The sequence below is a fragment of the Nocardiopsis sp. NPDC049922 genome (genome assembly GCF_040660275.1).
In the GTDB taxonomy this organism is placed as follows: Bacteria; Actinomycetota; Actinomycetes; order Streptosporangiales; family Streptosporangiaceae; genus Nocardiopsis.
Genome location: NZ_JBFAME010000002.1, coordinates 130,460 through 156,380, shown reverse-complemented (window position 1 = coordinate 156,380; position 25,921 = coordinate 130,460). Strand labels below are relative to the sequence as shown.

At 72.6% G+C, this 25,921-nt stretch carries 24 protein-coding genes; 19 read left to right on the top strand and 5 right to left on the bottom strand.

Translation table 11 applies throughout. From position 1 onward, the window contains the following. The first annotated feature begins 2 nt into the window (after nucleotides 1–2). The 14 genes from murF (at nucleotide 3) to AB0I72_RS04845 (ending at nucleotide 15,804) form a co-directional block, all read left to right on the top strand. On the top strand, nucleotides 3–1,451 hold the full coding sequence (murF, locus tag AB0I72_RS04910; RefSeq protein ID WP_358563094.1) for a UDP-N-acetylmuramoyl-tripeptide--D-alanyl-D-alanine ligase: 1,449 nt from the start codon (nucleotides 3–5) through the stop codon (nucleotides 1,449–1,451). After that, a complete protein-coding gene (gene mraY / locus AB0I72_RS04905; protein ID WP_358563092.1) occupies nucleotides 1,448–2,521 on the top strand; it encodes a phospho-N-acetylmuramoyl-pentapeptide-transferase in 1,074 nt (357 codons plus the stop codon). Before murF ends, mraY begins: the two co-directional genes overlap by 4 nt. 4 nt (nucleotides 2,522–2,525) lie before the next feature. Further along, nucleotides 2,526–3,968: a UDP-N-acetylmuramoyl-L-alanine--D-glutamate ligase gene (gene murD / locus AB0I72_RS04900; RefSeq protein ID WP_358563090.1), complete on the top strand. Its 1,443-nt coding sequence runs from the start codon at nucleotides 2,526–2,528 to the stop codon at nucleotides 3,966–3,968. A gap of 165 nt (nucleotides 3,969–4,133) precedes the next feature. Continuing rightward, nucleotides 4,134–5,558: a putative lipid II flippase FtsW gene (ftsW, locus tag AB0I72_RS04895; RefSeq protein WP_358563088.1), complete on the top strand. Its 1,425-nt coding sequence runs from the start codon at nucleotides 4,134–4,136 to the stop codon at nucleotides 5,556–5,558. After that, on the top strand, nucleotides 5,555–6,715 hold the full coding sequence (murG, locus tag AB0I72_RS04890; RefSeq protein WP_358563086.1) for an undecaprenyldiphospho-muramoylpentapeptide beta-N-acetylglucosaminyltransferase: 1,161 nt from the start codon (nucleotides 5,555–5,557) through the stop codon (nucleotides 6,713–6,715). The genes ftsW and murG overlap by 4 nt, the downstream gene beginning before the upstream one ends. Continuing rightward, nucleotides 6,712–8,166, top strand: a complete 1,455-nt coding sequence (gene murC / locus AB0I72_RS04885; protein ID WP_358563084.1) for a UDP-N-acetylmuramate--L-alanine ligase — start codon at nucleotides 6,712–6,714, stop codon at nucleotides 8,164–8,166. The genes murG and murC overlap by 4 nt, the downstream gene beginning before the upstream one ends. Before the next feature lie 140 nt (nucleotides 8,167–8,306). Beyond that, nucleotides 8,307–8,954, top strand: coding sequence for an FtsQ-type POTRA domain-containing protein (locus tag AB0I72_RS04880; RefSeq protein ID WP_358563732.1), 648 nt, complete (start codon nucleotides 8,307–8,309; stop codon nucleotides 8,952–8,954). 487 nt (nucleotides 8,955–9,441) lie between these two features. Further along, nucleotides 9,442–10,962, top strand: coding sequence for a cell division protein FtsZ (gene ftsZ, locus AB0I72_RS04875; RefSeq protein WP_358563083.1), 1,521 nt, complete (start codon nucleotides 9,442–9,444; stop codon nucleotides 10,960–10,962). Nucleotides 10,963–11,092: 130 nt separating this feature from the next. Further along, complete coding sequence (gene pgeF, locus AB0I72_RS04870; RefSeq protein WP_358563082.1) at nucleotides 11,093–11,812, top strand: peptidoglycan editing factor PgeF; 720 nt, start codon at nucleotides 11,093–11,095, stop codon at nucleotides 11,810–11,812. Between the two features lie 159 nt (nucleotides 11,813–11,971). Beyond that, nucleotides 11,972–12,700: a YggS family pyridoxal phosphate-dependent enzyme gene (locus AB0I72_RS04865; protein ID WP_358563080.1), complete on the top strand. Its 729-nt coding sequence runs from the start codon at nucleotides 11,972–11,974 to the stop codon at nucleotides 12,698–12,700. 136 nt (nucleotides 12,701–12,836) lie between these two features. Next, nucleotides 12,837–13,364, top strand: coding sequence for a cell division protein SepF (sepF, locus tag AB0I72_RS04860; protein ID WP_358563078.1), 528 nt, complete (start codon nucleotides 12,837–12,839; stop codon nucleotides 13,362–13,364). Nucleotides 13,365–13,403: 39 nt separating this feature from the next. Next, nucleotides 13,404–13,703: a YggT family protein gene (locus AB0I72_RS04855; RefSeq protein WP_358563076.1), complete on the top strand. Its 300-nt coding sequence runs from the start codon at nucleotides 13,404–13,406 to the stop codon at nucleotides 13,701–13,703. 127 nt (nucleotides 13,704–13,830) lie between these two features. Next, nucleotides 13,831–14,715: a DivIVA domain-containing protein gene (locus AB0I72_RS04850; RefSeq protein WP_358563074.1), complete on the top strand. Its 885-nt coding sequence runs from the start codon at nucleotides 13,831–13,833 to the stop codon at nucleotides 14,713–14,715. Nucleotides 14,716–14,808: 93 nt separating this feature from the next. Next, nucleotides 14,809–15,804, top strand: coding sequence for a hypothetical protein (locus tag AB0I72_RS04845; RefSeq protein ID WP_358563072.1), 996 nt, complete (start codon nucleotides 14,809–14,811; stop codon nucleotides 15,802–15,804). 75 nt (nucleotides 15,805–15,879) lie between these two features. Here AB0I72_RS04845 and ileS read toward each other — a convergent pair whose 3' ends face one another. Beyond that, nucleotides 15,880–19,080, bottom strand: coding sequence for an isoleucine--tRNA ligase (gene ileS / locus AB0I72_RS04840; RefSeq protein WP_358563070.1), 3,201 nt, complete (start codon nucleotides 19,078–19,080; stop codon nucleotides 15,880–15,882). Between the two features lie 367 nt (nucleotides 19,081–19,447). On the opposite strand from ileS, the gene AB0I72_RS04835 reads away from it, so the two are divergent. The 4 genes from AB0I72_RS04835 (at nucleotide 19,448) to AB0I72_RS04820 (ending at nucleotide 21,877) form a co-directional block, all read left to right on the top strand. After that, nucleotides 19,448–19,708, top strand: a complete 261-nt coding sequence (locus tag AB0I72_RS04835) for a hypothetical protein (RefSeq protein ID WP_358563068.1) — start codon at nucleotides 19,448–19,450, stop codon at nucleotides 19,706–19,708. Between the two features lie 230 nt (nucleotides 19,709–19,938). Further along, nucleotides 19,939–20,349: a TraR/DksA C4-type zinc finger protein gene (locus tag AB0I72_RS04830; RefSeq protein ID WP_358563066.1), complete on the top strand. Its 411-nt coding sequence runs from the start codon at nucleotides 19,939–19,941 to the stop codon at nucleotides 20,347–20,349. 29 nt (nucleotides 20,350–20,378) lie between these two features. Continuing rightward, a complete protein-coding gene (lspA, locus tag AB0I72_RS04825) occupies nucleotides 20,379–20,954 on the top strand; it encodes a signal peptidase II (RefSeq protein WP_358563064.1) in 576 nt (191 codons plus the stop codon). Continuing rightward, nucleotides 20,951–21,877 (top strand): RluA family pseudouridine synthase, encoded by a 927-nt coding sequence (locus AB0I72_RS04820; RefSeq protein WP_358563062.1) that lies wholly within the window; start codon nucleotides 20,951–20,953, stop codon nucleotides 21,875–21,877. The genes lspA and AB0I72_RS04820 overlap by 4 nt, the downstream gene beginning before the upstream one ends. A gap of 45 nt (nucleotides 21,878–21,922) precedes the next feature. On the opposite strand, the gene AB0I72_RS04815 is transcribed toward AB0I72_RS04820, so the two are convergent. After that, entirely contained in the window at nucleotides 21,923–22,888 is a 966-nt protein-coding gene (locus AB0I72_RS04815) for a DMT family transporter (protein WP_358563060.1), read from the bottom strand. A gap of 73 nt (nucleotides 22,889–22,961) precedes the next feature. Here AB0I72_RS04815 and AB0I72_RS04810 point away from each other — a divergent pair, with 73 nt between their 5' ends. Beyond that, on the top strand, nucleotides 22,962–23,882 hold the full coding sequence (locus AB0I72_RS04810; RefSeq protein ID WP_358563058.1) for a LysR family transcriptional regulator: 921 nt from the start codon (nucleotides 22,962–22,964) through the stop codon (nucleotides 23,880–23,882). A gap of 59 nt (nucleotides 23,883–23,941) precedes the next feature. On the opposite strand, the gene AB0I72_RS04805 is transcribed toward AB0I72_RS04810, so the two are convergent. The 3 genes from AB0I72_RS04805 to AB0I72_RS04795 form a co-directional block, all read right to left on the bottom strand. Next, nucleotides 23,942–24,256, bottom strand: coding sequence for an AzlD domain-containing protein (locus AB0I72_RS04805; RefSeq protein WP_358563056.1), 315 nt, complete (start codon nucleotides 24,254–24,256; stop codon nucleotides 23,942–23,944). Further along, nucleotides 24,253–24,972, bottom strand: a complete 720-nt coding sequence (locus AB0I72_RS04800) for an AzlC family ABC transporter permease (RefSeq protein ID WP_358563054.1) — start codon at nucleotides 24,970–24,972, stop codon at nucleotides 24,253–24,255. Before AB0I72_RS04800 ends, AB0I72_RS04805 begins: the two co-directional genes overlap by 4 nt. A gap of 70 nt (nucleotides 24,973–25,042) precedes the next feature. Then, nucleotides 25,043–25,900 carry an AraC family transcriptional regulator gene (locus AB0I72_RS04795; protein ID WP_358563052.1) on the bottom strand — a complete coding sequence of 286 codons (858 nt, stop codon included), beginning with the start codon at nucleotides 25,898–25,900 and terminating at the stop codon, nucleotides 25,043–25,045. Nucleotides 25,901–25,921 lie beyond the last annotated feature (21 nt).

The window sequence follows — 25,921 nt, the reverse complement described above, 5'->3', positions numbered from 1 at the left end:
ATTTGATCGCGCTCACGCTCGATCGGATCGCCGAGATCACCCAGACCGCCATCGGCGGACCAGCGCGCCCCGACACCGTCGTGGACGGCCCGGTCGTCATCGACTCGCGCCAGGCCGCGCCGGGAGCGCTCTTCGTCGCCCTGACCGGCGAACGCGCGGACGGGCACGACTTCGCCGCCGCGGCCGTCGAGGCGGGGGCGGCGGTCGTCCTGGCGTCCCGCCCCGTCGATGTCCCCCACCTGCTGGTGGACGGCGGCGACGACGAGGTCGTCACGGCGCTGGCGCGCCTGGCCGCGCACGTGGCCAGGGAGCTCGCCGATCCCCGCCGGGGAGCGGACGCCACCGAGGTGATCGGGGTCACCGGGTCGTCCGGCAAGACCACCACCAAGGACCTCATCGCCCAGGTCGTCGGTCGGCTCGGCGCCACGGTCGCCCCCGCCGGCTCGTTCAACAACGAGATCGGCCATCCGCTGACGGTGCTGCGCGCCGGCACGGACACGCGTCACCTCGTGCTGGAGAACGCCGCGCGTGGGATCGGGCACATCGCCCACCTGTGCCGCGTGGCGCCCCCGAGGATCGGCGTCGTGCTCAACGTGGGCAGCGCGCACATGGGAGAGTTCGGCGACCGCGACGCGATCGCCCGGGCCAAGGGCGAACTCGTCGAGGCGCTCCCGCCCGGCGGCGAGCGGCGCGGCGGGGGCGGTGTGGCCGTCCTCAACGCCGACGACCCCCGCGTGAGCGCGATGGCGTCGCGCACCCAGGCGCGCGTGGTCACCTACGGCCTCGCCGAGGACGCCGACGTGCGCGCCACCGACGTGGTCCTGGAGTCGACCGGGGCCCCGTCCTTCACGCTCCACCTGGGCGGCGAGTCCGCCCCGGTGCGGTTGGCGCTCGTGGGCGCCCACCAGGTACACAACGCGCTGGCGACCGCGGCGGTCGCCGACGAGCTCGGCATGGACATCGCGGCGATCGCCGACGCCCTGGGCGCGGCGACCCCGGTGAGCCGGTGGCGCATGGAGGTCACCGAGCACGACGGCGCCACGCTCGTCAACGACGCCTACAACGCCAATCCGGAGTCCATGCGGGCGGCCCTGGCCACCCTGGACTCCCTCGCCCGCGATCGCCGCTCCATCGCGGTGCTCGCCCACATGGCCGAACTCGGCGAGGACGGCCGAGCGGAGCACGAACGGGTCGGTGAGCTGGCGGCCCGCACGGGCGTGTCCCACCTGGTCGTGGTCGGCGAGGAGGCCGAGGGCATCGCCGTCGGCGCCGAGCGCGCCGCCAGAGAGGGCCGGTGGCGTGGCGAGACCGTCCGGGTGCCCGACGCCGAGGCGGCCGCCTCGGCGGTGCGCGAGCGGATGCGCACAGGAGACGTCGTCATTGTGAAGGGATCGCGGGTGGCAGCGCTCGAAAGGGTCATCGACCTCATCACCAAGGGTGATGTCCAGTGATCGGCATCTCCATCGCGGCGGCGCTCTCGCTGGTCGTGTCCATGGCGCTGATGCCGCCGCTGATCAAGCTCCTGTACCGGTTCAAGTTCGGCCAGGAGGTCCGCGACGACGGTCCCGAGGGCCACAAGACCAAGCAGGGCACGCCCACCATGGGCGGCATCGTCATCATCCTCGGCGCCGTGGTCGGCTACTTCGGCTCGCACCTGGTGCTCTGGCTGCTCCAGCCCGCCGCCACCGGCCCCACCGCCTCCGGCGTGCTGGTGATGTTCCTCTTCGTCGGCATGGGCTGCGTCGGCTTCCTCGACGACTTCATCAAGATCTACAAGCGCCGCAGCCTGGGCCTGCGCAGCGGCGCCAAGATGATCGGCCAGGCCATCGTCGGCGTCGGCTTCGCCTACGGGGTCACCCAGTTCCCCAACGGGTACTCCTACACCCCGGCCGCCCCCAGCCTGTCCTTCCTCCGCGACTTCGGCCCCACGCTGATGCTCCCGCTGTTCATCCTGTGGGCGCTGTTCCTCATCGTCGGCTTCTCCAACGCGGTCAACCTCACCGACGGCCTCGACGGCCTGGCCACGGGCGCGACCATCCTGTCGCTGGTCGCCTACGTCATCATCGGCAACTGGCAGCTGCGCCAGTCCTGCGTGTCCTACCTGGCCACCAACTGCTACACGGTCCGCGACCCCCTCGACCTGGCCGTCGTCGCCTCCGCCGTGCTCGGCTCGTGCATCGCCTTCCTCTGGTTCAACGCCCCGCCCGCGAAGATCTTCATGGGCGACACCGGCTCCCTGGCCCTGGGCGGCCTCCTCGTCGGCCTGGCGATCACCACCCGCACCCAGCTCCTCCTGCTGCTCATCGGCGGTCTGTTCGTCATCATCACCCTGTCCGTGATGATCCAGATCAGCTCGTTCCGCCTGACCGGCAAACGCGTCTTCCGCATGGCCCCGCTCCAGCACCACTTCGAGCTCAAGGGGTGGGCCGAGACGACCATCGTGATCCGCTTCTGGATCATCCAGGGCCTGTTCGTGGCGATCGCCATCGGACTCTTCTACCTCGAATGGATGCCGAGGTAGCCGCATGCCCGACCACGAGAACCCCGACACCGCGCCCGCCCTCGCCGGCCGTACGGTCTGCGTCGCCGGACTGGGCGTCTCCGGTCCGCCCGTCGCCCGCGCGCTCCTGGCCCGCGGCGCCCGCGTGGTCGTCGTCGACGGCCGCGACGACGACACCACGCGCGCGGTCGCGGCCGAGCTGACCGACGCCGGAGCCGAGGTCGTCCTCGGCGACACCCCGCTGCCCGAGGGCTGCGACCTGGTCGTCACCTCGCCCGGGTGGCGCCCCGACGCTCCGCTGCTGGTCCGGGCCGCCGAGGCCGGGGTCGAGGTCATCGGCGACGTGGAGCTGGCCTGGCGGCTCAAGCCCGCCGACCAGGTCTGGCTCGCGGTCACCGGCACCAACGGCAAGACCACCACCGTCCGCATGCTGGAGGCGATGCTGCGCGCCGACGGCCGCGACGCGCTGGCCGTCGGCAACGTCGGCACCCCGGTCATCGACGCCGTCCTGCCCGACGCGGACGGACGCGTCCACGACGTCCTGGCGGTCGAGCTGTCCAGCTTCCAGCTGCACTGGTCCTCCAGCGTGCGGCCGCACGCCGCCGTCGTGCTCAACGTGGCCCCCGACCACCTGGACTGGCACGGCGGGCTCACCGCCTACGCCCGCGCCAAGGGCCGGGTGTTCGCGCGCGGCACCGTCCGCGTGGTCAACACCGCCGACCCCTGGTCGGTGCGCCTGGCCGAGGAGGACGGCGACCCGCACACGCCGCTGGTGGGCGTGGGCCTGGACACCCCCAGGGCGGGGGAGCTGGGCGTGGTCGAGGACCTGCTGGTGGACCGCGCGTTCGTCGCGGAGCCGCACAGCACCGCCGAGGAGCTCGCCGGGCTCGCCGACGTGCGCCCCGCCGCACCGCACAACGTCGCCAACGCCCTGGCCGCCGCCGCGCTGGCCCGGTCGATCGGGGTGGCGGCGGAGTCGGTCAGGGCCGGGCTGACCGCGTTCGTCCCCGAACCGCACCGCATCGCCCACGTGGCCACCGTGGACGGCGTCGACTACGTCAACGACTCCAAGGCCACCAACCCGCACGCCGCGGCGGCCTCGCTCCGCGCCCACCGCCCGGTGGTGTGGATCGCGGGCGGCCTGCTCAAGGGCGCCGACGTCGACGACCTGGTCGCCATGGCCGCCGACCGCCTGCGCGGCGTCGTCCTCATCGGCGCGGACCGGGCGCGGCTGCGCGAGGCCCTGGCCAAGCACGCGCCCGACGTCCCGGTGGTCGAGGTCGAGGGTCCGGCCGAGGACGCGCCCGAGGGGCACACCGTCATGGACACGGTGGTGGCCGCCGCCGCGGATCTGGCCGAGGAGGGCGACACGGTGCTGCTGGCGCCCGCCGCCGCCTCCATGGACATGTTCACCAACTACCCCGAGCGCGGCCGGTTCTTCGCCGAAGCCGTCGAACGGCGCCGCTGAGTAGTCTCATCGCGCCCGTGCGTGACCGTCGCGCGCGCGGGCGCCCGCCGATGTGCCCGGTACCACCCTCCCGGGCGTCAAAGATGGCCAACACGCGGAAAATGTCCGCGCTCCCGCATGTGCCCGTGCGCCACTATTGAGGCGCGAATCGTGCGGAGGGTGTGGATGGCGGCGACGACAACGGTCCCAGGGGTGGCCCGGCCACGCGGGCGCGCGGCGACCGGCGGGCGTGAACGCGCACTGTGGCGTGAGTGGGCGCGGTCCCTCGACCGTCCCCTCACCTCCTACTACCTGGTGCTGGGCACCGGGGTGATGCTCATCGCCCTGGGCCTGGTCATGGTGCTGTCGTCGACGATGGTCGACTCGATCACCGCGACCGGCTCGGCCTTCTCGATGTTCCAGCGCCAGATGGTGGCGGCGTGCATCGGCCTGCCGCTGATGATCGTCGCCTCCCACCTGCCCCACACGGTGTTCCGCATCGCGGGCTACCCGGCGATGATCGTCTCCGTCCTGCTGCTCCTGCTCACCGCGTTCCAGGGCACCGAGATCAACGGCGCCATGCGCTGGCTGGAGATCGGCGGCCTGAGCATCCAGCCCTCGGAGCCCGCCAAACTCGCGTTCACCCTGTGGGGCGCCAACGTGCTCGCCCGCAGGGAGGAACTGCGGGAGATGACCGAGTGGCGGCACCTGCTCTTCCCGCTGCTGCCCGGTGTCGGCCTGCTCGCGCTGCTGGTGCTGCTGGGCTCCGACCTGTCCACGACGCTCGTCCTGCTGCTGGTCTTCCTGTCCCTGCTCTGGGTGGTCGGCGCGCCCGGCCGGATGTTCGTGGCGATGTTCGGCCTGGTCCTGGCGCTCGCCGTGATCATCATCGCGATCGAGCCCTACCGGATCACCCGCGTCACGGCCTTCCTCGACCCCGGCGCCGACCCCACCGGGGACGGTTTCCAGTCGCTGCACGGGCTGTACGCGCTGGGCACCGGCGGGGTGTTCGGCGTCGGCATCGGCGCCAGCCGGGAGAAGTGGGGCTTCCTGCCCTTCGCCGAGTCCGACTTCATCTTCGCGATCATCGGCGAGGAGTTCGGTCTGATCGGCACGCTCGTCGTCATCTCCCTGTTCGGGGTGCTGGGCTACGCCGGCCTGCGGGTGGCCCGCAGGGTCGAGGAGCCCTTCGCGCGCCTGGCGGCCGTCGCCCTCGTCGCGTGGATCCTGGGCCAGGCGATGATCAACATCGCCGCCGTCATCGGTCTCGTGCCCGTCACCGGTATCCCGCTGCCCCTCGTCTCCTACGGCGGTTCGTCACTCGTGCCGACCATGCTGGCGCTCGGCGTGCTGCTCGCACTGGCCAAGTCCGAGCCCCAGGCGAGAAAAGCCCTGGCGGCCCGGGGTCCCAGTAGGCCCCAAAGGGCTCTAAGCTGGCTGGGCCTGGAGAATGTCGGCGCCTCGGTGCACAAGCGGGGCGGCGCCACCGTCCCCAGGCGCGCCACCACGGCGCGCGGCCCCCGCGGGACCCGTGGCGGCAGGACGACGGCCAAGCACAGGAGCGGACCGGTCCCGGCGGGTGACCGGCCAAGGAGGAATCGGCGACCATGAGGGTAGCCCTAGCCGGAGGCGGCACGGCCGGGCATATCGAGCCCGCACTCTCCCTTGCCGACGCGCTGCGGCGCGTCGACCCCAGCACCGAGATCCTCTGTCTGGGCACCGAGCGGGGGCTGGAGACCAGGCTGGTGCCGATGCGCGGGTACGAACTCGGTCTGATCCCCGCGGTCCCCCTGCCGCGCAAGCTCACCCCCCAGCTGCTCACGGTCCCCGGCAAGCTCGCCGGTGCGCTCAGCGCCGCGGGGGAGCACCTCGACCGGCTCCAGGCCGACGTCCTCGTCGGCTTCGGCGGGTACGTGGCCACCCCCGGCTACCTGGCCGCGCGGCGGCGGCGCCTGCCGATCGTCGTGCACGAGGCCAACCCGCTGCCGGGGCTGGCCAACCGGCTCGGGGCACGGCTGACCCCGCACGTGTACACCGGCCACCCGCACACCCAGATCCGCAACGGCCGCTACGTCGGCATCCCGCTGCGCGAGCAGATCACCACGCTGAACCGGCTGGCCATGGGCGACAAGGCCCGCGCCTACTTCGGCCTGCGCCACGACCTGCCCACCCTGCTGATCTTCGGCGGCTCCCAGGGCGCCCAGCGCATCAACGAGACCGCCTTCGCCGCCATCCCCCACTTCCGGGCCGCCGGAGTGCAGGTCCTGCACGTCGTGGGCCCCAAGAACGCCGCGGAGCCCCAGGACCTGACCCAGGACGGCGTCCCCTACGTCGCCGTCCCCTACGTGGACCGGATGGACATGGCCTACGCCGCCGCAGACGTGGCGATGTGCCGCTCCGGCGCGATGACCTGCGCCGAGCTCACCGCCGTCGGCCTGCCCGGCGCCTTCGTCCCGCTGGCCATCGGCAACGGCGAGCAGGCCCTCAACGCCGAGCCGATCGTCCAGGCGGGCGGCGGCGTCATGGTCGACAACGCGGACGTGTCGGTCGAGTGGATCACCGGGCAGCTCATCCCCCTGCTGACCGACACGGACCGGGTCGTGTCCATGTCCGAGGCGGCCGCCCGGATGGGCCGCCGCGACGCCGACACCGAACTCGCGCGCGAGGTGATGGCGATCGCCCGCGGTGACCGCCCCACCCCCGACCTCCCGTTGGACGACGCCGACGGCGACGAGGTCTACCACGACGACGGGAAGGACACCCGATGAGCCTCGTCACCCCGACCGATCCGGTCCCCGTGGACAAGCTCGGCCGCACCCACTTCATCGGCCTGGGCGGGGCGGGCATGTCCGGCATCGCCCGCGTCCTGCTCCAGTCCGGGGTCGAGGTCTCGGGCAGCGACGCCCGCGACAGCCAGACCCTGCGCGAACTGGAGGAGATGGGCGCGAAGACGCACGTCGGCCACGCGGCCGACCACCTGGGCGCCGCCGAGACGCTGGTCGTCTCCTCCGCCATCCGCGACGACAACCCCGAACTGGTCGAGGCGCGCCGCCGCGGCCTGCGGATCCTGCCCAGGGCCGCGGCCCTGGGCGCGCTGCTGCTGGGCCGCGAGGGCATCGCGGTGTCCGGCACGCACGGCAAGACCACCACGACGTCCATGATCGCCGTGGTCCTCCAGCACCTGGGCGCCGACCCCGGCTACGTGATCGGCGGCAAGCTGGTCACCACCGGCCTGGGCGCCGACGCCGGGATCGGCCCGGCCATCGCGGTCGAGGCCGACGAGAGCGACGGCTCCTTCCTCATGCTCTCCCCGAAGATCGCCGTGGTCACCAATGTCGAGGCCGACCACCTGGACAACTACAGCGGCCTGGACGAGATCCACGCCAACTTCGCCTCGTTCGTCGACCGGGTCGAGCGCACCCTGATCGTCGGCGTCGACGACCCCGGCGCCCGCCGGGTCGCCGAGATCGCCCGGGAGCGCGGCAAGCGCGTCGTGACCTACGGGGAGGCGGCCGACGCCGACCACCGGATCACCCGGACGGCCGCGCGCGGCTTCACCACCGAGTTCACCATCGAGACCGCGGGCGGGGAGCCCATCGACGGGACCCTGGCGGTCCCGGGTCGGCACAACGTGCTCAACGCCGCCGCCGCGCTCGTGGTCGCGGACGAACTGGGCCACGACCTGGAGGTGGCGGTGGAGGGCATCGCCGACTTCGCCGGCGCCGCGCGCCGCTTCGAGCTCAAGGGCGAGGCGGACGGGGTGGCGGTCTACGACAGCTACGCCCACCATCCCACGGAGATCGAGGCCGACCTGCGCGCCACCCGGGCCGCGCTGGAGTCGGTCGCCGGGGAGGCGGCGGAGCAGGGGCTGCCCGCCGGTCGGGTCGTCGCGCTGTTCCAGCCGCACCTGTACAGCCGCACCCGCTTCTTCGCGGACGAGTTCGCCGCGGCGCTGAGCCTGGCCGACGAGGTCGTGGTGATGGAGGTGTACGCGGCCCGCGAGGACCCCGAGCCGGGGGTGACCGGCGAGTTGATCACCTCCCGGGTCTCCCACGACCGCGTGTGGTACGTGCCCGGCCGGGACGAGGTCGTGCGCCACGTGGCCGAGCTCGCCCGACCCGGCGACATCGTGCTCACCATGGGCGCGGGCGACGTCACCGAGCTGGGGCCGCGGATCGTGGAGGCACGCGCCCGGGCCGCCGAGACCGCGGCGGGTTAGTCGGCTCGGCCACCACGCAGGAACCGAGGAGACACGTGAGCGCTGACCAGGGCGAGGCGACGGCGGAACCCAAGGCGGACCCGAAGCCGGGGGGGAAGCCGCGTCGCGGGTCCGATCCGTGGAAGCTCGCCTTCGCGGCGCTGCTGGTGGTCGCCCTGGTCTGCGTCGTCACCTGGGGTCTGCTCGGGTCCCGACTGCTCGTCGTGCGCGAGGTCTCCGTCACCGGCCTGGACCGCGTCTCGCGGGAGGAGGTCGTGGCCGCCGTGGACGTGGCGACCGGTACCCCGCTGATCCGGGTGGACCTGGCGGCGGGCGCGGAGCGGGCCGAGTCCGTCGACCTGGTGGAGTCGGCCACGCTGTCGCGCGGCTGGCCCGCCACCCTGCGCGTGGAGATCGTCGAGCGCCAGCCGCTGCTGGCGGTCCGGGCCGGGGACGAGTACCGGCTCGTGGACGGGGACGGCGTGCGCGTCGAGGACTCGCCGACCCGTCCCGGCACCCATCCCGTGGTGCGTGTCACGGGCGAGGTCGAGGGCAACGAGGCGGTCCGGGCCGCGGCCGACATCGTCGAACGCGCCCCGGGCTCCCTCCTGGCGCAGGTCCAGCTCATCGACGCCACCGAGACCGACGCGATCGTCCTCGACCTCGGGGGCGGGTCGCTCGTGGAGTGGGGGGACCCCTCCGCCACGGCCGACAAGAGCGCGGTCCTGCGGGTTCTCATGCGCGAGCACCCCCCCGAGGACGGGCGGGTCTACGACGTGAGCACACCGGACCTGGCCATCGTTCGGTGAAGCGGTGACCAGAGAGCGGGAAAGGAACGGTGTCGGCGGTCCGGGCGCCTCGGGGGAGTGTCGCGGGAGCCCTCACGGGACGCTTTACCGACCGGCGCGGACATTCCAGACGCGACGCGCCGGGTGCGCACATCGCTTCCTCGTGTTATGCGCGGTTAGGCTGACCCCAGCATCGGTTGCCCGTACTCGGCAGTCCGCTTACTGTCGGGAAGCACAACCACCGTCAAGAACGTAGCAAAACACGCTTTTCGGGGTACGCAGGAACCGTTGTCCGTCCAGCGGACGGAGGGCGTCGACCGCAGGGTCGGACGCGGAGCGGTTCCGGACGGCCCCGGGTCCCCGGACACCCGCGTCGTGGACGCCGCGGTGCGGGGGAACCCGAAACGCACATGGAGTAAACCGGATGCCGAACCTGAGGCGTTCTCCGGCGGCCCTGGCCCCGGACGCGCCGAGGGGACGGCTCATGCGAGCGGAAAGGCCCCTCGTCGTGGCAGCACCGCAGAACTACCTCGCGGTCATCAAAGTCGTCGGCATCGGCGGCGGCGGTGTCAACGCCGTCAACCGAATGATCGAAGAGGGGCTCAAGGGCGTCGAGTTCATCGCCATCAATACCGATGCCCAGGCGCTGCTGATGAGTGACGCCGACGTCAAGCTCGACGTCGGCCGTGAACTCACGCGCGGCCTGGGAGCCGGAGCCAACCCGGACGTCGGCCGCCAGGCCGCCGAGGACCACCGGGAGGAGATCGAGGAGGTCCTCAAGGGGGCCGACATGGTCTTCGTCACCGCGGGCGAGGGCGGTGGGACGGGCACCGGAGGGGCGCCCGTGGTCGCCAACATCGCCCGCTCCCTCGGCGCCCTCACCATCGGCGTGGTCACCCGCCCCTTCGGGTTCGAGGGCAAGCGGCGGGCCACCCAGGCCGAGTCGGGGATAGCGATGCTCCGTGAGGAGGTCGACACACTCATCGTGATTCCCAACGACCGGTTGCTGTCCATCTCCGACCGCCAGGTCAGCGTGTTGGACGCCTTCAAGGCGGCCGACCAGGTCCTGCTCTCGGGTGTTCAGGGCATCACCGACCTCATCACCACCCCCGGCCTGATCAACCTCGACTTCGCGGACGTGAAGTCGGTCATGTCGGGCGCCGGATCCGCGCTCATGGGCATCGGGTCCGCGCGCGGGGACGACCGGGCCGTCGCGGCGGCGGAGATGGCCATCTCCTCACCGCTGCTGGAGGCGAGCATCGACGGCGCCCACGGGGTCCTCCTGTCCATCCAGGGCGGTTCCGACCTGGGGCTGTTCGAGATCAACGAGGCCGCGCAACTGGTGGCCAACTCGGCGGCGCCCGAGGCCAACATCATCTTCGGGGCCGTCATCGACGACGCGCTCGGCGACGAGGTGAGGGTCACGGTCATCGCCGCGGGCTTCGACGAACCGGGCACGAACGGTGCGCCGGCGCGGGAGCACCGTCCCGTGGACCCTCCTGAGGCCGCCGCCCCCACACCGATCCCCGAGTCCGTCCAGGAGACGCCGCGTGAGCGGGCGTCCTCCGCCGCGGACACGGGAGGGGCGACGGCCGGCGCCGTGCCGTGGACCGCTCCGACGCGCCCCGAACCGACCGCGGCCCCGGAATCGGCGCGCCCGAGCGCCCAGCCGGTCCAGCCGAGGGAGCAGGAGCGCCCCGCGCCGGGTGTTCCGACCGTGTCGACCACCCCGGTCACTCCGGCGGCCCCGACGTCCCCGGTCGATCCGGAGGCGCACACGGAGGCTCCGTCGCACGCACCGACCCCCGGCCCGGACACCCACGCCGAGTTCGGGGTCGAGGCGACCTCCGCCCAGGAGCGGCCGGTCGCGCGGGACGAGGAGGAGTTCGCCGCGCGGGAGGGTCGCGGCGGTCCGATCCACGCGGTCGCCGACTCCGCCGCCGAGCGGCGCGGCGAGGTGCCCACGCCCCGGCGCCGGGTCATCTTCGACGACCCCGACGACCTGGACGTGCCGGAGTTCCTGAAGTAGTCGGAGCGAGCCCCGGTAGCATCGGAGAGTCAGCGGCCCCGCCCCGTGGCGGGGCCGTCGTCGCCCCCGGGGACCCGCGAACCGACCGCACCTCCCCGCGCGGGCCGAGCGAGGGGACACGCGGACGCGCATGGGCACGATCATCGACCTGGGGCACGGCGTCCGCGCGGCCGTGACCGAACGCGCCGGCGGAGTGAGCGCGCCCCCCTACGACTCCCTCAACCTCGGACTCGGCACCGGCGACGAACGCGGGGCGGTCCTGGCCAACCGGGAGACCGCGGCCCGCCGCCTCGGCTTCGACGTGGACCGCGTCGTGTGGATGAACCAGGTGCACAGCGCCGACGTGCTCGTGGCCGCCCGACCCGGCGGCGTGGGCACCTGCGACGGGGTGGTCGCCACCCGCTCCGACCTGGTCCTGGCCTCGATGGCCGCCGACTGCCTGCCCGTCCTGGCCGCCGACGCCGCGGCGGGGGTGCTGGGCGCGGCCCACTCCGGCCGCCTGGGGACGGCGGCGGGCGTGGCCGCCAACCTGGTGCGGACCATGGTCGCCCAGGGCGCCGACACCGGCCGGATGACCGTCTTCCTCGGCCCCGCCATCTGCGGCAAGTGCTACGAGGTGCCCGAACACGTGCGGGACGAGACCGCCCGGACCACCCCCGAGGCCGCCTGCGTCACCCGCCAGGGCACACCCGGCGTCGACATGCTCGCCGCCGTCACCGCGCAGCTGCGCCGCGTCGGTGTCACCGACGTCACCGCCGACGGCCGCTGCACCCTGGAGAGCCCCGAACTCTTCTCCCACCGCCGCGACGCCCCGACCGGACGGTTCGCCTCCTTCATCTGGCGCGACTGAATCCGACCCGGTCACCGGGTTCCGAGGCCGCCCCCGCCCGGACCGCCAGGTCGTACCCTGGATCCGCGGTGACGGCGGGGCCCGTCACACCCCGGCGCGTCACCGCGCACACCACATCTCTCACACCACCCCGCTCCCACGGGAAACAGAAGGAACACAGTGTCACAGCCCGATCCCGCACGCGTCGACCAGGTCCGTGCCAACCTCGACACGGTCCGGGCCAGGATCGACGCGGCGTGCGCCAAGGCCGACCGCGACCCGGGAGAGGTGTCGCTGGTCGCGGTCACCAAGACCTACCCGGCCAGCGACGTGCGGATCCTCGCCTCACTCGGTGTGACCGACGTCGGGGAGAACCGCGACCAGGAGGCCGCGCCCAAGGCCGCCGAGACCGCCGACCTGGACCTGACCTGGCACTTCGTGGGCCAGTTGCAGACCAACAAGGCCCGGTCGGTGGCCGCGTACGCCGACGTCGTGCACTCGGTCGACCGCGCGCGCCTGGCCCGGGCGCTGGGCGAACGCGCGGCGGCGGCCGGGCGCCGCCTGACCTGCCTGATCCAGGTCAACCTCGACGCCGACTCCCAGGCGGGGGTGATCGGACCGCGCGGCGGCGTCGATCCCGAGGACGTGCTCGACCTGGCCGCGCGGATCGGGGAGCACGAGGCGCTCACCCTCGGCGGTGTCATGGCCGTCGCGCCGCGCGAGGGCGACGCCTTCGCCGCCTTCGCCCGGTTGCGCGCGGTCGCCGACCGCGTGCGCGACCGCCACCCGGGTGCCACGGCGATCTCGGCGGGCATGAGCGGCGACCTGGAGGCGGCGGTAGCACACGGCTCGACACACCTGCGACTCGGTACGGCGTTGCTCGGAGACCGGGCGTCGATCGTGGGGTAATGTCCCCACATAGACCTTGGGGCCCGTCTGTGGAGTTCGCCCGAATGGGCGCTCCGCCCCGCGGAGGCGGCGAGTGACGGGTGAAGATGGAGGAGCTGGCTGCGGTGAAGGCCGCGGGGACGACGGAGGGTATGGGATGGCCGGCGCGATGCGCAAGATGGCGGTCTACCTCGGCCTCGTGGAGGACGACCGTTACGATCACCGCTATGCGGACGAATATGATGAGTTCGACGATTTCGACGAGGGGTCGGAGGAGGGGCGTGACGGCGACGCCGACTCTCCGCGAGGCGAGGAAGCACGGGGCGACGCAGTGACGGACACCGACGACTACGTGGGTTCGGGCGACCGGCGCGGTGGCTCGACCACGGTGGCCTCCACCGCTGATCTCGCGCGGATCACGACGCTCCACCCCCGCACCTACAACGAGGCGCGTACCATCGGAGAGCACTTCCGGGAGGGCACGCCGGTGATCATGAACCTGACCGAGATGGTCGACAGTGACGCCAAGCGTCTCGTCGACTTCGCGGCTGGTCTGATCTTCGGTCTCCATGGCAGTATCGAGAGGGTCACCAACAAGGTGTTCCTGCTCTCTCCGGCGAACGTCGAGGTCACCGCCGAAGACAAGGCGCGGATCGCTGAGCGAGGGTTCTTCAATCAGAGCTAGACCATCACACCCGTCCACAGATTGGGTCGAGGAACGACCGTGAGTATCGTCCTGTCAGTGCTGCTCATCGCGCTCCAGATCTTCCTTTTCGTGTTGATCGCGAGAGTGGTCCTGGAGATGGTGCAGTCCTTCTCCAGGACATGGCGTCCCACGGGGTTCGTGCTCGTGCTCGCTGAGGTCGTGTACACGATCACCGACCCACCACTGAGGTTCCTGCGTCGGTTCATCAAGCCGGTGCGGCTGGGGAGCATCGCACTCGACCTGAGTGTCCTGGTCCTCTTCATCGCCGTGGCGCTGCTGATGAACGTTCTCACGGGCCTCGCGAACAACGTCGCATAGGGATGCGCAGGGCAACGAGACACCCCTGATTCCGTTATGTGGTCTTGGTCATGATCTGGATTGCCGTAAGGTCACGATCAGGTAGCGTCCCTACGGACAGACTCCCAAGCGCGCCAAGGAGACGAAGATGCCGCTGACACCCGCGGACGTGCGGAACAAGCAGTTCAGTACCACCCGGCTTCGTCCGGGATATGACGAAGAAGAGGTCGACGCCTTTCTCGACGAGGTCGAGTCCGAGCTGGACCGGCTGATCCAGGAGAATGAGGAACTGCGCGGCAAGCTGGCCGAGTGTCTGCGGGGCAAGGTTCCCAACGCGGGCATGCAGGACTTCCAGCAGCAGGACGCCGCTCCCGAGGTCCAGCACGTGGAGCAGATGCGCCCGGAGCCCGTGCAGCCCCCGCAGGCCGTCGAGGCCCCCCAGCCCCCGGCCCAGCCCGCCCAGATGGGCATGACCGGTGCGAACCTGGCCATGGGCGGCGAGGAGAACATGGACACGGCCGCCCGTGTTCTGGCCCTCGCCCAGCAGACCGCCGACCAGGCGATCTCCGACGCCCGCCGCGAGGCGGACGAGACGCTGGGCCGCGCCCGCCACGAGTCCGAGGACATCCTCGGCAAGGCGCGCCGCCAGGCCGACCAGATCATCGGCGAGGCCCGGGCCCGCTCGGAGAACCTCGACCGCGACGCCCAGGAGCGCCACCGCCAGGTCATGGGCTCCCTCGTCCAGCAGCGCGAGGAACTGGAGCACAAGGTCAACGTGCTCAAGGACTTCGAGCGCGAGTACCGCAGCCGCCTGAAGGACTACTTCGAGCGCCAGCTGCGCGAGCTCAACGACGACGGCAAGTCCGGTGAGCCGAACCCGAACACCACGGGCGGCTTCCAGACGATGGGCCCCCAGACCGGCGGCGCGCCCTCGCTCCAGCAGCACGGCCCCGCCGGCAACCCGTTCGGTCAGCCCGAGCCCGCCCAGCACGGTGGCTTCCACCCGGGCGAGGCTCCGCACGAGCGTCGCTGAGCTCGGCCCGATGCGGCTCCGAACAACTGAAGACTCCGGCTCAACGCGTGTAAAGGCCCTGGTCGACCCGTGATCCTTAGCATCATCGCAACCGTGGCGGTGCTGGCGGCCATCGCCGTCATCGCGGCCGCCCTACTGCTCGCCGAGACCACGCTCGTGTACGTCGCGCTCGGACTCGGCGCGGTCAGTGCCCTGCTCCTCGTGGGGGCGGTGATCCAGGGACGGTTCGGTGGGGGAGGATCGAACCGGGAGCGTTCCGGGACGGACGGTTTGGGGAAGTCGTCCGTCCCCGCGACGACACCGGCCCAGTACGAGCGCTCCGAGGAGCCGGGGCGTGTGCCCGCACCGGCCTACGCGCCGGTGCGGGAGGTCTCCTCTCCCGTGGAGTCCGGTCACGGGGCTGGACCGGTCACGGAGGGGGCCGGTCCACAGGAGCCGGAGTCCGACGTCCCCCGTGGGGAGACCCCCGAGTTCGCCGCGTGGCCGGTTCAGGACACCGCGGCCCCGGACCCCTCGCCGGGGGAGCGGCCCACAGCCACGGAGACGTCCGAACACGACGCGTCTCCCGCCCCCGAGGTCGCGGCGCCCCCGCCGATCCCGCCGGAGACCGCCGCCGAGCCCGCCCCCGAACCCCCGGGCGAGGAGGACACCCCCGCCCCGTTCAGCTACCGCATCCCCGCCTTCGACCGGACGGTCGAGGACGAGAGTCCGACGGTGACGCTGGAGACCCCCGCGCCCGGCGAGACCGTCCCGGCCGCCGAGGCGACCCCGGAGACCGGGGACGTACCGGACGCGTCGGATGTGTCGGACGGCGCCACGGTCGCGCACGAGGAGCCCGAGCCGCACACGGCCGACGGCGCCCCGGCCGCGGACGAGGACGCACCGGTCCCCGAGACCGCCTCCGAGGACACCCGGGCCGACGACGAGGCCGCGCCCCCGTCCGCCGACGACGACACCCACGCCACGGGCGTGACCGCCCCGGAGGACGCGCAGGACGACGCGTCCACCGGCGACGCGCCGACCGAACCCCCGGGCACGGCGCGCACCACGGACGACACCGGGGGAGAGGAACCCGACCCGGCCCGCTGAGCCCACGGCGACCCGCCCCGAACACACGACGGGCGCCGCTCCACCACCAGGAGCGGCGCCCGTTCGCGTCGGCCGTCAGGCCCGGCGGAACCCGAAGGTCACGCCGAACTCCTCCGACGCGACCGTGTACAGGTCCCCGCCCGGCTCACCGGCGACGAACGCGTCGGCCAGCACCTCACCGGCGATCGCCTCACCGTGCTCGGCCAGGGCCCGCTCGGTGGCCTCCTCCGACGCCGTCCACCACACGTGGATCCGGTCGGAGACCTCCAGACCGCTGCGCTTGCGCGCCTCCTGGAGCATCCGGACCATCTCCCGCGCGAGTCCGGCACGGCGCAGCTCCGGCGTGAGCTCCAGGTCCAGGGCGACCGTCTCCCCGGACTCGGAGGCCACCGTCCACCCCTCGCGGGGCTGCTCGGTGACCAGCAACTCGTCCGCGCTGACGTCGACGGGCTCGTCGTCGACCCGCACCTGCGCCCAACCGGTGTCGCGGACCCGGGCGACCAGCTCGGCCGGGTCGGCCGTCTGGATCGCCTTGGCCACCAGCGGCGTGCGCTTGGCGAACCGCTTGCCCAGGGCGCGGAAGTTCGGCTTGACGATGTAGTCCACCAGGTCCCCGCCGACGGAGGCCAGCGCGTCCAGCCGCTCGACGTTGAGCTCGTCGGAGATCTGGTCGCGCAGCTGCTCCGGCAGGTCGGTGAACCCGGGCGCGCCCACCAGGGCGCGGGCCAGCGGCTGGCGGGTGCGCACCGCCGAGTCGACGCGGGCCGACCGGCCCAGCTCGACGAGACGCCGGGTGAGCGCCATCTGCTCGGACAGCCGGGCGTCGATCAGCGCCTCGTCCACGGACGGCCACGACGCCAGGTGCACCGAGTCGGGCGCGTCGGGACGGCGCAGCGCCGACCACACGTGGTCGGTCAGGAACGGCACGACCGGCGCCATCAGCAGCGTGACCGTCTCCAGGGCCTCGAACAGCGTCGCGAACGCGGACGCGCCCTCCGGGGAGCTCGCCCCGCCCCAGAAACGGCGCCGGGAGCGGCGCACGTACCAGTTCGACACGTCGTCGACGAACGCGGTGAGGCGGCGCCCGGCGGTCGTGGTGTCGAAGGCGTCCATCGCCTCGGTGACGTCGCGGACGACCTCGTTGAGCTCCGACAGCAGCCACCGGTCGAGCAGCGGGCGGTCCTCGGGGGCGGGCGCCTGCGCCAGCTTCGCGTGGTCCCAGCCCTCACCGGCGTTGGCGTACAGGGTGAAGAAGGAGACCGTGCTGTAGTAGGTCAGCAGGACCTTGCGGACGATCTCCTCCAACGCCGCGTGGCCCACCCGGCGGGCCGTCCACGGCGATCCGCTGGCCAGCATGAACCAGCGCAGCGCGTCCGCGCCGTGCCGGTCCATCACCGGGATGGGCTCCATGACGTTGCCCAGGTGCTTGCTCATCTTGCGGCCGTCCTCGGCGAGGATGTGGCCGAGCACGACCACGTTCTCGAAGGAGTTGCGGCCGTAGACCAGGGTGCTCACCGCCAGCAGCGAGTAGAACCACCCGCGCGTCTGGTCGATCGCCTCGGAGATGTACTGCGCCGGGAAGTTCTCCTGGAAGGTGTCGGCGTTCTGGTGCGGAGCGCCCCACTGCGCGAACGGCATCGACCCGGAGTCGAACCACGCGTCGATGACCTCCGGCACGCGGCGCGCCACCCGCTGCTCCTCGGGCAGCGAGGGATCGGCGTCCGGGTCGGGGATGACGACGTCGTCGACGTAGGGGCGGTGCGGGTCGAGGTCGGACAGGTCCTGCCCGCTCAGGCGGCTCAGCTCCGCCAGGGAGCCGACACAGATCTGGCGGCCGTCGGGGAACTCCCAGATCGGCAGCGGCGTGCCCCAGTAGCGGTTGCGCGACAGGGCCCAGTCGACGTTGCCCCGCAGCCACTCGCCGAAGCGGCCCTCCTTGACGTTCTCGGGCACCCAGTTGGTGACGTCGTTCTGCCCGATCAGCTCGTCCTTGACCGCCGTCGTGCGGATGTACCAGGACGGGACCGCGTAGTAGAGCAGCGCGGTGTGGCAGCGCCAGCAGTGCGGGTAGGAGTGCTCGTAGTCCAGGTGGCGGAACATCAGGCCCCGGTCCTTCAGGTCGCGGATCAGGGTCCTGTCCGCCTTCTTGAAGAAGACCCCGCCCACCAGGGACAGGTCGGCCTCGAAGGTGCCGTCCTGGCGCACCGGGTTGACCACGGGCAGACCGTAGGCGCGGCAGGTCGTCATGTCGTCCCCACCGAACGCGGGCGACTGGTGCACCAGGCCGGTGCCGTCCTCGACGGTGACGTAGTCGGCGAGGACGACGAAGTGCGCGGGCTCGTCGAACGGCACGAGCTCGAACGGGCGCTGGTAGGTCCAGCGCTCCATCTCGTCGCCCTCGAACCGCTCGCCGGTCAGCTCCCAGCCCTCGCCGAGGACCTTCTCGAACAGCGGCTCGGCGACCACCAGGCGCTCGGTGCCGTCGGTCGCCACCACGTACGCCACGTCGGGGTGCACGGCGACGGCGGTGTTGGACACCAGCGTCCACGGGGTCGTGGTCCACACCAGCAGCGACGTCGGGTGCTCGGGGGCGGCCAGCGGGCCGGAGGTCACCGGGAAGCGCACGTACACCGACGGGTCGGTGACGGTCTCGTAGCCCTGGGCGAGCTCGTGGTCGGACAGGGTCGTGCCGCAGCGCGGGCAGTAGGGGCTGATCCGGTAGTCGCGGACCAGCAGGCCCTTCTCCCAGATCTGCTTGAGCGCCCACCACACGGACTCCACGTACTGGGGGTCCATGGTGCGGTAGGCGTCGTCCATGTTCACCCAGTAGCCCATGCGCTCGGTCATCGCGGTGAACGCGTCGACGTTGCGCAGGACCGACTCGCGGCAGCGGTCGTTGAACTCGGCGATGCCGAAGGTCTCGATGTCCTTCTTGCCGGACAGGCCCAGTTCCTTCTCCACGGCGACCTCGACGGGCAGGCCGTGGCAGTCCCAGCCCGCCTTGCGGTCGACGTGGTAGCCGCGCATGGTGCGGAAACGGGGGAAGACGTCCTTGAACGCGCGGGCCTCGACGTGGTGCACGCCGGGCTGGCCGTTGGCGGTGGGCGGTCCTTCGTAGAAGACCCAGTTGGGGCCGCCGCGGGTCTGGTCGAGCGAGCGCTGGAAGACGTTCTCCTTCGACCAGCGGCCGAGGATCTCGCGCTCCGTCGCGGGTAGATCGATCTGTGCGGGCAGCTGGGGCAGCGCGCGGGGTTCGGGCCGGGGGTCGTGGGCCACCGTCGTACCTTTCCATCAGGGATGTGCCTGACGGAGGGACGAGGCTCGGGCCCCGCGGTACCACCCTCCTTGGAGCCGCGGCCGGTCCGCTGGGCGGACGGGCGACGGATCCCTCTTCGTTGCGCTGGTGCCGGTTCTACTGGGGAGCGCGGGCTCCCGTTCCTCCGGCGGCTCCGGGGTGATCTTCGCGCTGGTCGTGCCCCCGGGCTCCCACCATCCCCGGGTCGCTCGGGCGGATCGGGCCGTCTAGGCTGTGTCCGTCCGGTCGGGGCCAGCGTTACTCGTCCCCATCGACGCCTCGACAGTCAGGATAACGCAGCGCGGTGTGGCGCACGGCGCGTTTCACCGCCCAGGGAGGGTGTCCGTCATGGCTCAGGACACGGACGGCACGGTCGTGGTGAGTCTGCCCGACCGCGACGACGCCGAGGAGCTCGCCGACCAGTTGCTGGAACAGGGCTACGAGCCCTGCCTCGTGCACCGGGACATGCTGGCCGGGGAGGACGACGCCGAGGACGCGGACTGGGTGATCGAGGTGCGCACCGGCCCGCACGGGGGCCCGGCCGTGTTCGACGAACCCCACCTGGCCGCGCTCGCCGAGGACTACGGCGGGTTCGCCGCCGTCCAGTAGCGCCTCCCAGCCGTGCCTCCCGTGCCGGGCGGCACCGCCGGCCAGGGCGGGGAAGCACCCGGGCGGGGTCATCGTTTGACCAGGTGAGGCGGGGGCACACCGCTCGGATCATTGCCTTGGGGTCGTGCATTGCCTAGGCTTCCGGCACCGCTCGCGCCACGGCCCACGGGGGAGGACCCGCGGTCAGCGGGGCACGGGGTCGGGCGAGCCCGTCTGGGAGGGGAAGTGCGATGAAGGCCACCGAAGCCGCCAGGCTGCTGGTCCGTTCGGGGGAGGAACCCTGGACACCGGGGGAGATCGCCGAGGTCCGCGAGCGGCTCCAGAAGGAGATCGCCGCCCTGCGTGAGGAGATCCGCGAGAGCGAGGACGAACTCGCCGCCCGCCTGAGCGACCCGGTCGAGGGCGCGGGGGACGACCCCGCGGACACCGGGGCCAAGGCCTTCCAACGCGAACACGATCTGGCGTTGGCCTACAATACTCGTGACCTGCTCGCCAAGAGCGAGCGGGCGATCGAACGGATGGACGCGGGAACCTACGGGGTCTGTGAGTCGTGCGGCCAGGCCATCGGGAAGGCACGCCTTCAGGCCTTCCCACGCGCCACCCTGTGTGTCACCTGCAAACAGCGCGAGGAGCGTCGCTGACTGAGGTAGAGCCCTCCGGGGACAGGAACATGACCACGCCCGACACCGTCGCGGCGCGACCGCGCAGGTACCTGATCCTGCTGCTGGTCGCGGTCGCCGCGGTCCTGGCCGACCTCGCCACCAAGCAGTGGGTGCTGTCGACCTTCTCCGAGGGGGAGAGCGTCGACGTGATCGGCGGCCTCCTCCAGTTCACCCTGGTGTACAACACCGGGGCGGCGTTCTCGATGGGCACCGACCACACCTGGGTGTTCACCGGCATCGCCATCGTCGTGGTCGGTGTCATCGCCTACATCGGCCTGCGCGTGCGCAACGTCTGGTGGGCGCTCACCCTCGGCCTGATGATGGGCGGGGCCGCCGGGAACCTCATGGACCGGCTGTTCCGCGACCCGGCGCCCTTCCACGGCGCGGTCGTCGACTTCATCCGCGTGCCGTACTGGCCGGTGTTCAACATCGCGGACTCGTGCGTGGTGGTCGGGGCGTGCCTGGTGGTGCTGCTGACGTTCAAGGGCGTCAACCTGGACGGCAGCCTGGCCACGGAGGACGGGGACGGCGCGGCCGACCGGGCGGACCGGGACGAGGACACCGACGAGGGGACGGGCCAGTGAGCGACACACGGAGCCTGCCCGTGCCCGACGGGCTGGAGGGCGACCGCCTCGACGCCGCCATCGCCCGCATGTTCGGGCTGTCGCGCACACGCGCCGCCGAACTCATCGTCGACGGCAGCGTCCTGGTCGACGGCGCCGAGGCCGCCAAGTCCGACCGGGTCCAGGCCGGCGCCTGGCTGGAGATCACCCTCCCGCCGCCGCCCACCGCGCCCGTGCCGCGCCCCGAGGCCGTGCCCGGGCTGCGCGTCGTGCACGAGGACGCCGACATCATCGTCGTCGACAAGCCGGTCGGCGTGGTCGCGCACCCGACCGTCGGCTGGACCGGCCCGAGCGTCCTGGAGGGGCTGCTCGCGTCGGGCGTCCAGGTGGCGACCAGCGGCGCGGCCGAGCGCCAGGGGATCGTGCACCGGCTGGACGCCAACACCACCGGCCTGATGGTCGTGGCCAAGAGCGAGACGGCCTACAGCGTGCTCAAGCGGGCGTTCAAGGAGCGCACCGTGGACAAGCGGTACCACACGCTCGTCCAGGGACACCCGGACCCGCTGCGCGGCACCGTCGACGCGCCGATCGACCGGCACCCCGCCGGGGACGGTCGGTGGGCCGTGGTGGCGGGCGGTCGCCCCTCGGTGACGCACTACGACACCCAGGAGGCCTTCCGAGCCGCCAGCCTGTTGGAGATCAAGCTGGAGACCGGGCGCACGCACCAGATCCGCGTGCACATGGCGGCCCTGCGCCACCCGTGCGTGGGCGACATGCTCTACGGGGCCGACCCCACGCTCGCCGAGCGGCTGGGGGTGCGCCGACAGTGGCTGCACGCGGTCCGGCTGGGCTTCGACCACCCCACCGAGCACCGCCCGGTGGAGTTCTCCAGCCCCTACCCGGACGATCTCGCGGCGGCGGTGGAGACGCTGCGAGAGGACTGATCCGCGGACGTGACGAAGGGGGAGGCCGTCCGGCCTCCCCCTTCGTCACGCCTGGTCGGCGGGGCCGCGTCGGGTGCGCAGGACCCCCTGGCACAGGGCCGCGCCGAGGATGACGACCACCGCGCCCAGCGGCTGGTTCCACGTCAGCGTCTCGCCCATGAGGACCAGGCCCGCGGCGATCGCCACGACCGGCGCGACGTAGGTGACCGTCGTGGCCACCGTCGCGCCCGCGCCGCGCACCACCCCGTACTGGAGGATGTACGCCAGCCCGGTGCCCAACGAGCCCAGTGCGGCCACCGAGGCGACCACCCGCCAGTCCACCCCCGTGGGCATGTCGGTGACCAGCGGCGCCAGGACGATCAGCGGCGCCGAACCCAGCAGGAGCTGGAGCGTGCTCAGCTCCAGGGCGCCGTGCGGGCTGCCCGCGACGAAGCGCCGCAGGTAGGGGGTGCCGAGCCCGTAGCACGCGGTCGCGGCGACCACGAGCAGCATGCCGACCAGCGCGTCCCGGTCGGTCACCGAGACCTCGCCGAGGGAGTTCCACACCCCGAACACGGTGAGCACGCCGACGAACCCGATGCCCAGCCCCAGCAGCCGGTCCCGGTCGGGGCGCTCGTCGGCGAGCAGGAGCATGGAGAACAGCACGGCGAACAGGGGCGTGGCGGCGTTCACGATCCCCATGAGGGCCGAGGGGATGAGCTGCGCGGCGTATCCGAACAGGGTGAACGGCACGGTGTTCAGCAGCAGGGCGGACACGAACAGGTGGCCCCACAGCCGGGGTGAGGTCGGCAGGCGGCGGCCGCGCAGCAGCAGGACGGCCAGCAGCGGGAGCGCCCCGCAGAGCATCCGGCCGAGCGAGAGCTGGACGGGCGCCAGGGCCTCCGCGCCGACCTTGATGAAGACGAAGCTCATACCCCAGATCAGGGCCAGGAGCACGAACTTGGCGCGCCAGCCGGACAGCGCGCGGGTGGTCGCCCCGGACAGGGTCGGGGGAGGGGAGATGACGGACATGGGACCGTTGTACCGTCGTCCCATGTCTTAGGTCTACTTATAATTCCTTAAGCGGTACGTTAGACTTGCTTACATGCTCAGTGTCGACCGGCTCCGCGTCCTGCACGCCGTCGCCGTGCACGGATCCCTCAGTGCGGCGTCCCAGGCCCTCCACGTCACCAACTCCGCGGTGTCCCAGCAGCTGACCAAGCTCGAACGCGAGGTCGGCCAACCGCTCGTCGAACGCACCGGCCGCGGTGTGCGCCTCACCGACGCCGCCGAACTCCTCGTCGAGCACACCGCCCGGATCCTGTCCATGGTCCAACGGGCCGAGGCCGAGCTGGAGGCCCACCGCGACGACGTCGTCGGGCACCTGCGGCTGTCGGCCACCCCCACCGCCGTGCGCGGACTCATGCCGCACGCCCTGACCTCCCTGCGCGAGGCCCACCCCGGCCTGCGGGTGGAGATCAACGAGGAGGAGCCGCACGAGAGCGTGCCCGCCATGGCCCGCGGGGACGCCGACCTCGCCCTGGTCGTGGACTGGGAGGGCGCGCCCCTGGAACTGCCGACCGGGATGAGCCGGGCGCCGCTCATGGAGGACGTCGGCGACATCGCGCTGCCCGCCGTCCACCCGCTCGCCCACCGGGAGCTGCTGGAGCTCGACGAGATCCTCACGCTTCCCTGGATCAGCTGGTCGCGGGGGTCGATCTGCAACGACTGGCTGTACGACATGATCCGGTCGCGCGGCGCCGAACCCCTCATCGTGCACACCGTCGAGGAACACCAGACCAAGCTGACCCTCATCGCCGCCGGGATCGGCGCGGCGGTCATGCCCCGCCTGGGATGCGGCCCGGTCCCGGAGGGGGTGCGGGTCGTGCCGGTGCAGCCCGCGCTGGTCCGCCAGGTGTACGTGTTCTGGCGGACCGAGTCCTCACGACGGCCCGCGATCCGGGCGGCCGTGCGCGCGCTGCGGGAGGCCGCCTCCGTCTACACGGAGTCGGCTCCCCGGCCCTGAGGGACTCCGTCGGGACATCCCCCATGGACGACCGAGGACGGCCGCGACGCGTCGGAGCCTCAGCCCCCCCACCACCGCAGCGCCGCCGTGGTGGCCGCCGCGGCCAGGACCACGACGAGGAAGGGCGCCCGCAGGATCAGCGCGACGACGGCGGCGCCGATCCCGCCCATCCGCGCGGTGTCCCAGGCCAGGGCCTGTCCCTCTCCCCGCAGCGCCTCGACCGCGATCAGCGCGGCGAGCAGGGCGATCGGCACGGCCATGGCGAACCGCTGGAGCCAGGGGACGTCCAGCAGGCGGCGCGGGGCGGCCAGCCCGGCGTACTTGAGCAGGTAGCACCCGGCGGCGGTGGCGATCAACGCGATCCACAGGGTCATCGTCGGCCCTCCTCGACACGTGCTCGGTCGGTCCGGTCCGCGGCCACGGGACGCAGGAGCCCGAGCAGCGCGGCCGAGGCCGCCAGCAGCACCGGGACGCCGGACGGCAGCACGGGCGTGGCGGCCAGGGCGATCCCCGCGCCCAGCAGGGCGATGACCCGCACCCGGGCGCCGTCGTCGCGCAGCCGCGGCCACAGCAGCCCGAGGAAGACGGCCGGGCCCACGGCGTCGAGCCCGAACGCGGACACGTCGGCCACCCGGTCCGTCGCCAGCGCGCCGACCAGCGTGGTCGCCACCCAGAACCCGCCGAGGACCACGTACGTCGCCGTGAACGCCTCCCGGGCCGTGGCCCGGTCCGTGTGGGGCAGGGTCATCGCGGCGGTCTCGTCGATGACCCCGTGCGCCGCCAGGGCACGCCGCGTGCCGCGCCACCCCAGGGTGTCGGCGAGCCGCAGTCCGTAGAGCGTGTTGCGCGCCCCCAGCAGCAGGGCGCCCACCACGCCCGCGACCAGGCTGCCGCCACCGGCGACCACGCCGACCAGGGCGAACTGCGACGCCCCGGTGAAGGCGAACGCGCTCAGGAACACCGCCTGCGCGGGGGAGAGTCCGGCGGTCACCGCCGCCGTGCCGAAGGCCAGACCGGCGGCGCCCACGGCGACACCGAGCCCGACGCCGTCGCGCACCGCGGCGGAACGGAGGATCGAGGATGTCTTCACGACGATCGACGCTAGGACCGCGCCCCGGCCCCCGTCTTGAACGTTCTTGCGCCCCGGGCCGGTGCGGCCCTCAGGACGCCAGGATCGCGCGCTGGTACGCGCCGGGCGCCACCCCCAGGTGGCGCCGGAAGTGCCGGGTCAGGTGCGGTTGGTCGGCGAAGCCCACCTCGGCGGCGACCTCGCCCGCCCGGCGGCCGGAGCGCAGCAGCGCGCGGGCCCGGTCGACCCTCACCTGGTTGAGGTGGGCGTGCGGGGGCAGTCCGTACGCCTCCCGGAACGCACGGAGCAGCGTGAACGGCCGCAGCCCCACGGTCGTGGCCAGCTCCTCCAGCGTGGGCGGATCCTGCAGCCGGGCGGCCAGCAGGTCGCGGGCCAGGGCGACCTCGGGGCGGGCGGCGTGCCCGGCCGGAGCCACGGCGCGTTCGCGCCCGTGGGAGCTCAGCAGCATCCCGAGCCCCCGCCGGGCGTGGGCGGAGGCGGCCAGTGACTCGCCCCGTTCGGCCGCCAGGTGGGCGCGGGCCAGGACCCGGGCGGCCTCCGGCGCGTCGATGCCCGACTCCGTGAACGCGGGGGTGCCGCGCATCCCGAGTTCGCGGGCGACGTCCTCGACCACCTCGGGGGCGGGGTAGAAGACCCGGTAGCTCCATCCCTCCGGGACGCCCGCGTGGCCCGTGTGCACCTCGCCGGGGCCGACCACGGCCAGGCCGCCCGGCCCGACCCGCGCGTGTCCGCGCTCGTGCGCGAACTCCTCGATCCCGCCCGTGATCACCCCGATCGTGTACGTCGGGTGCGTGTGGCGGACGAACGACGTGGTGACGAACCGCGCGGTGAGCAGTTCCGTCCCGGGCAGCCCGGAGAAACGCCAGTAGCGCGCGTGCTCGGCGCGCGCGTCCTCGACGGGCGGGTGGACGGTCTCGGGTCGGCCCATGGACCCAGGGTAGGTCGGTGG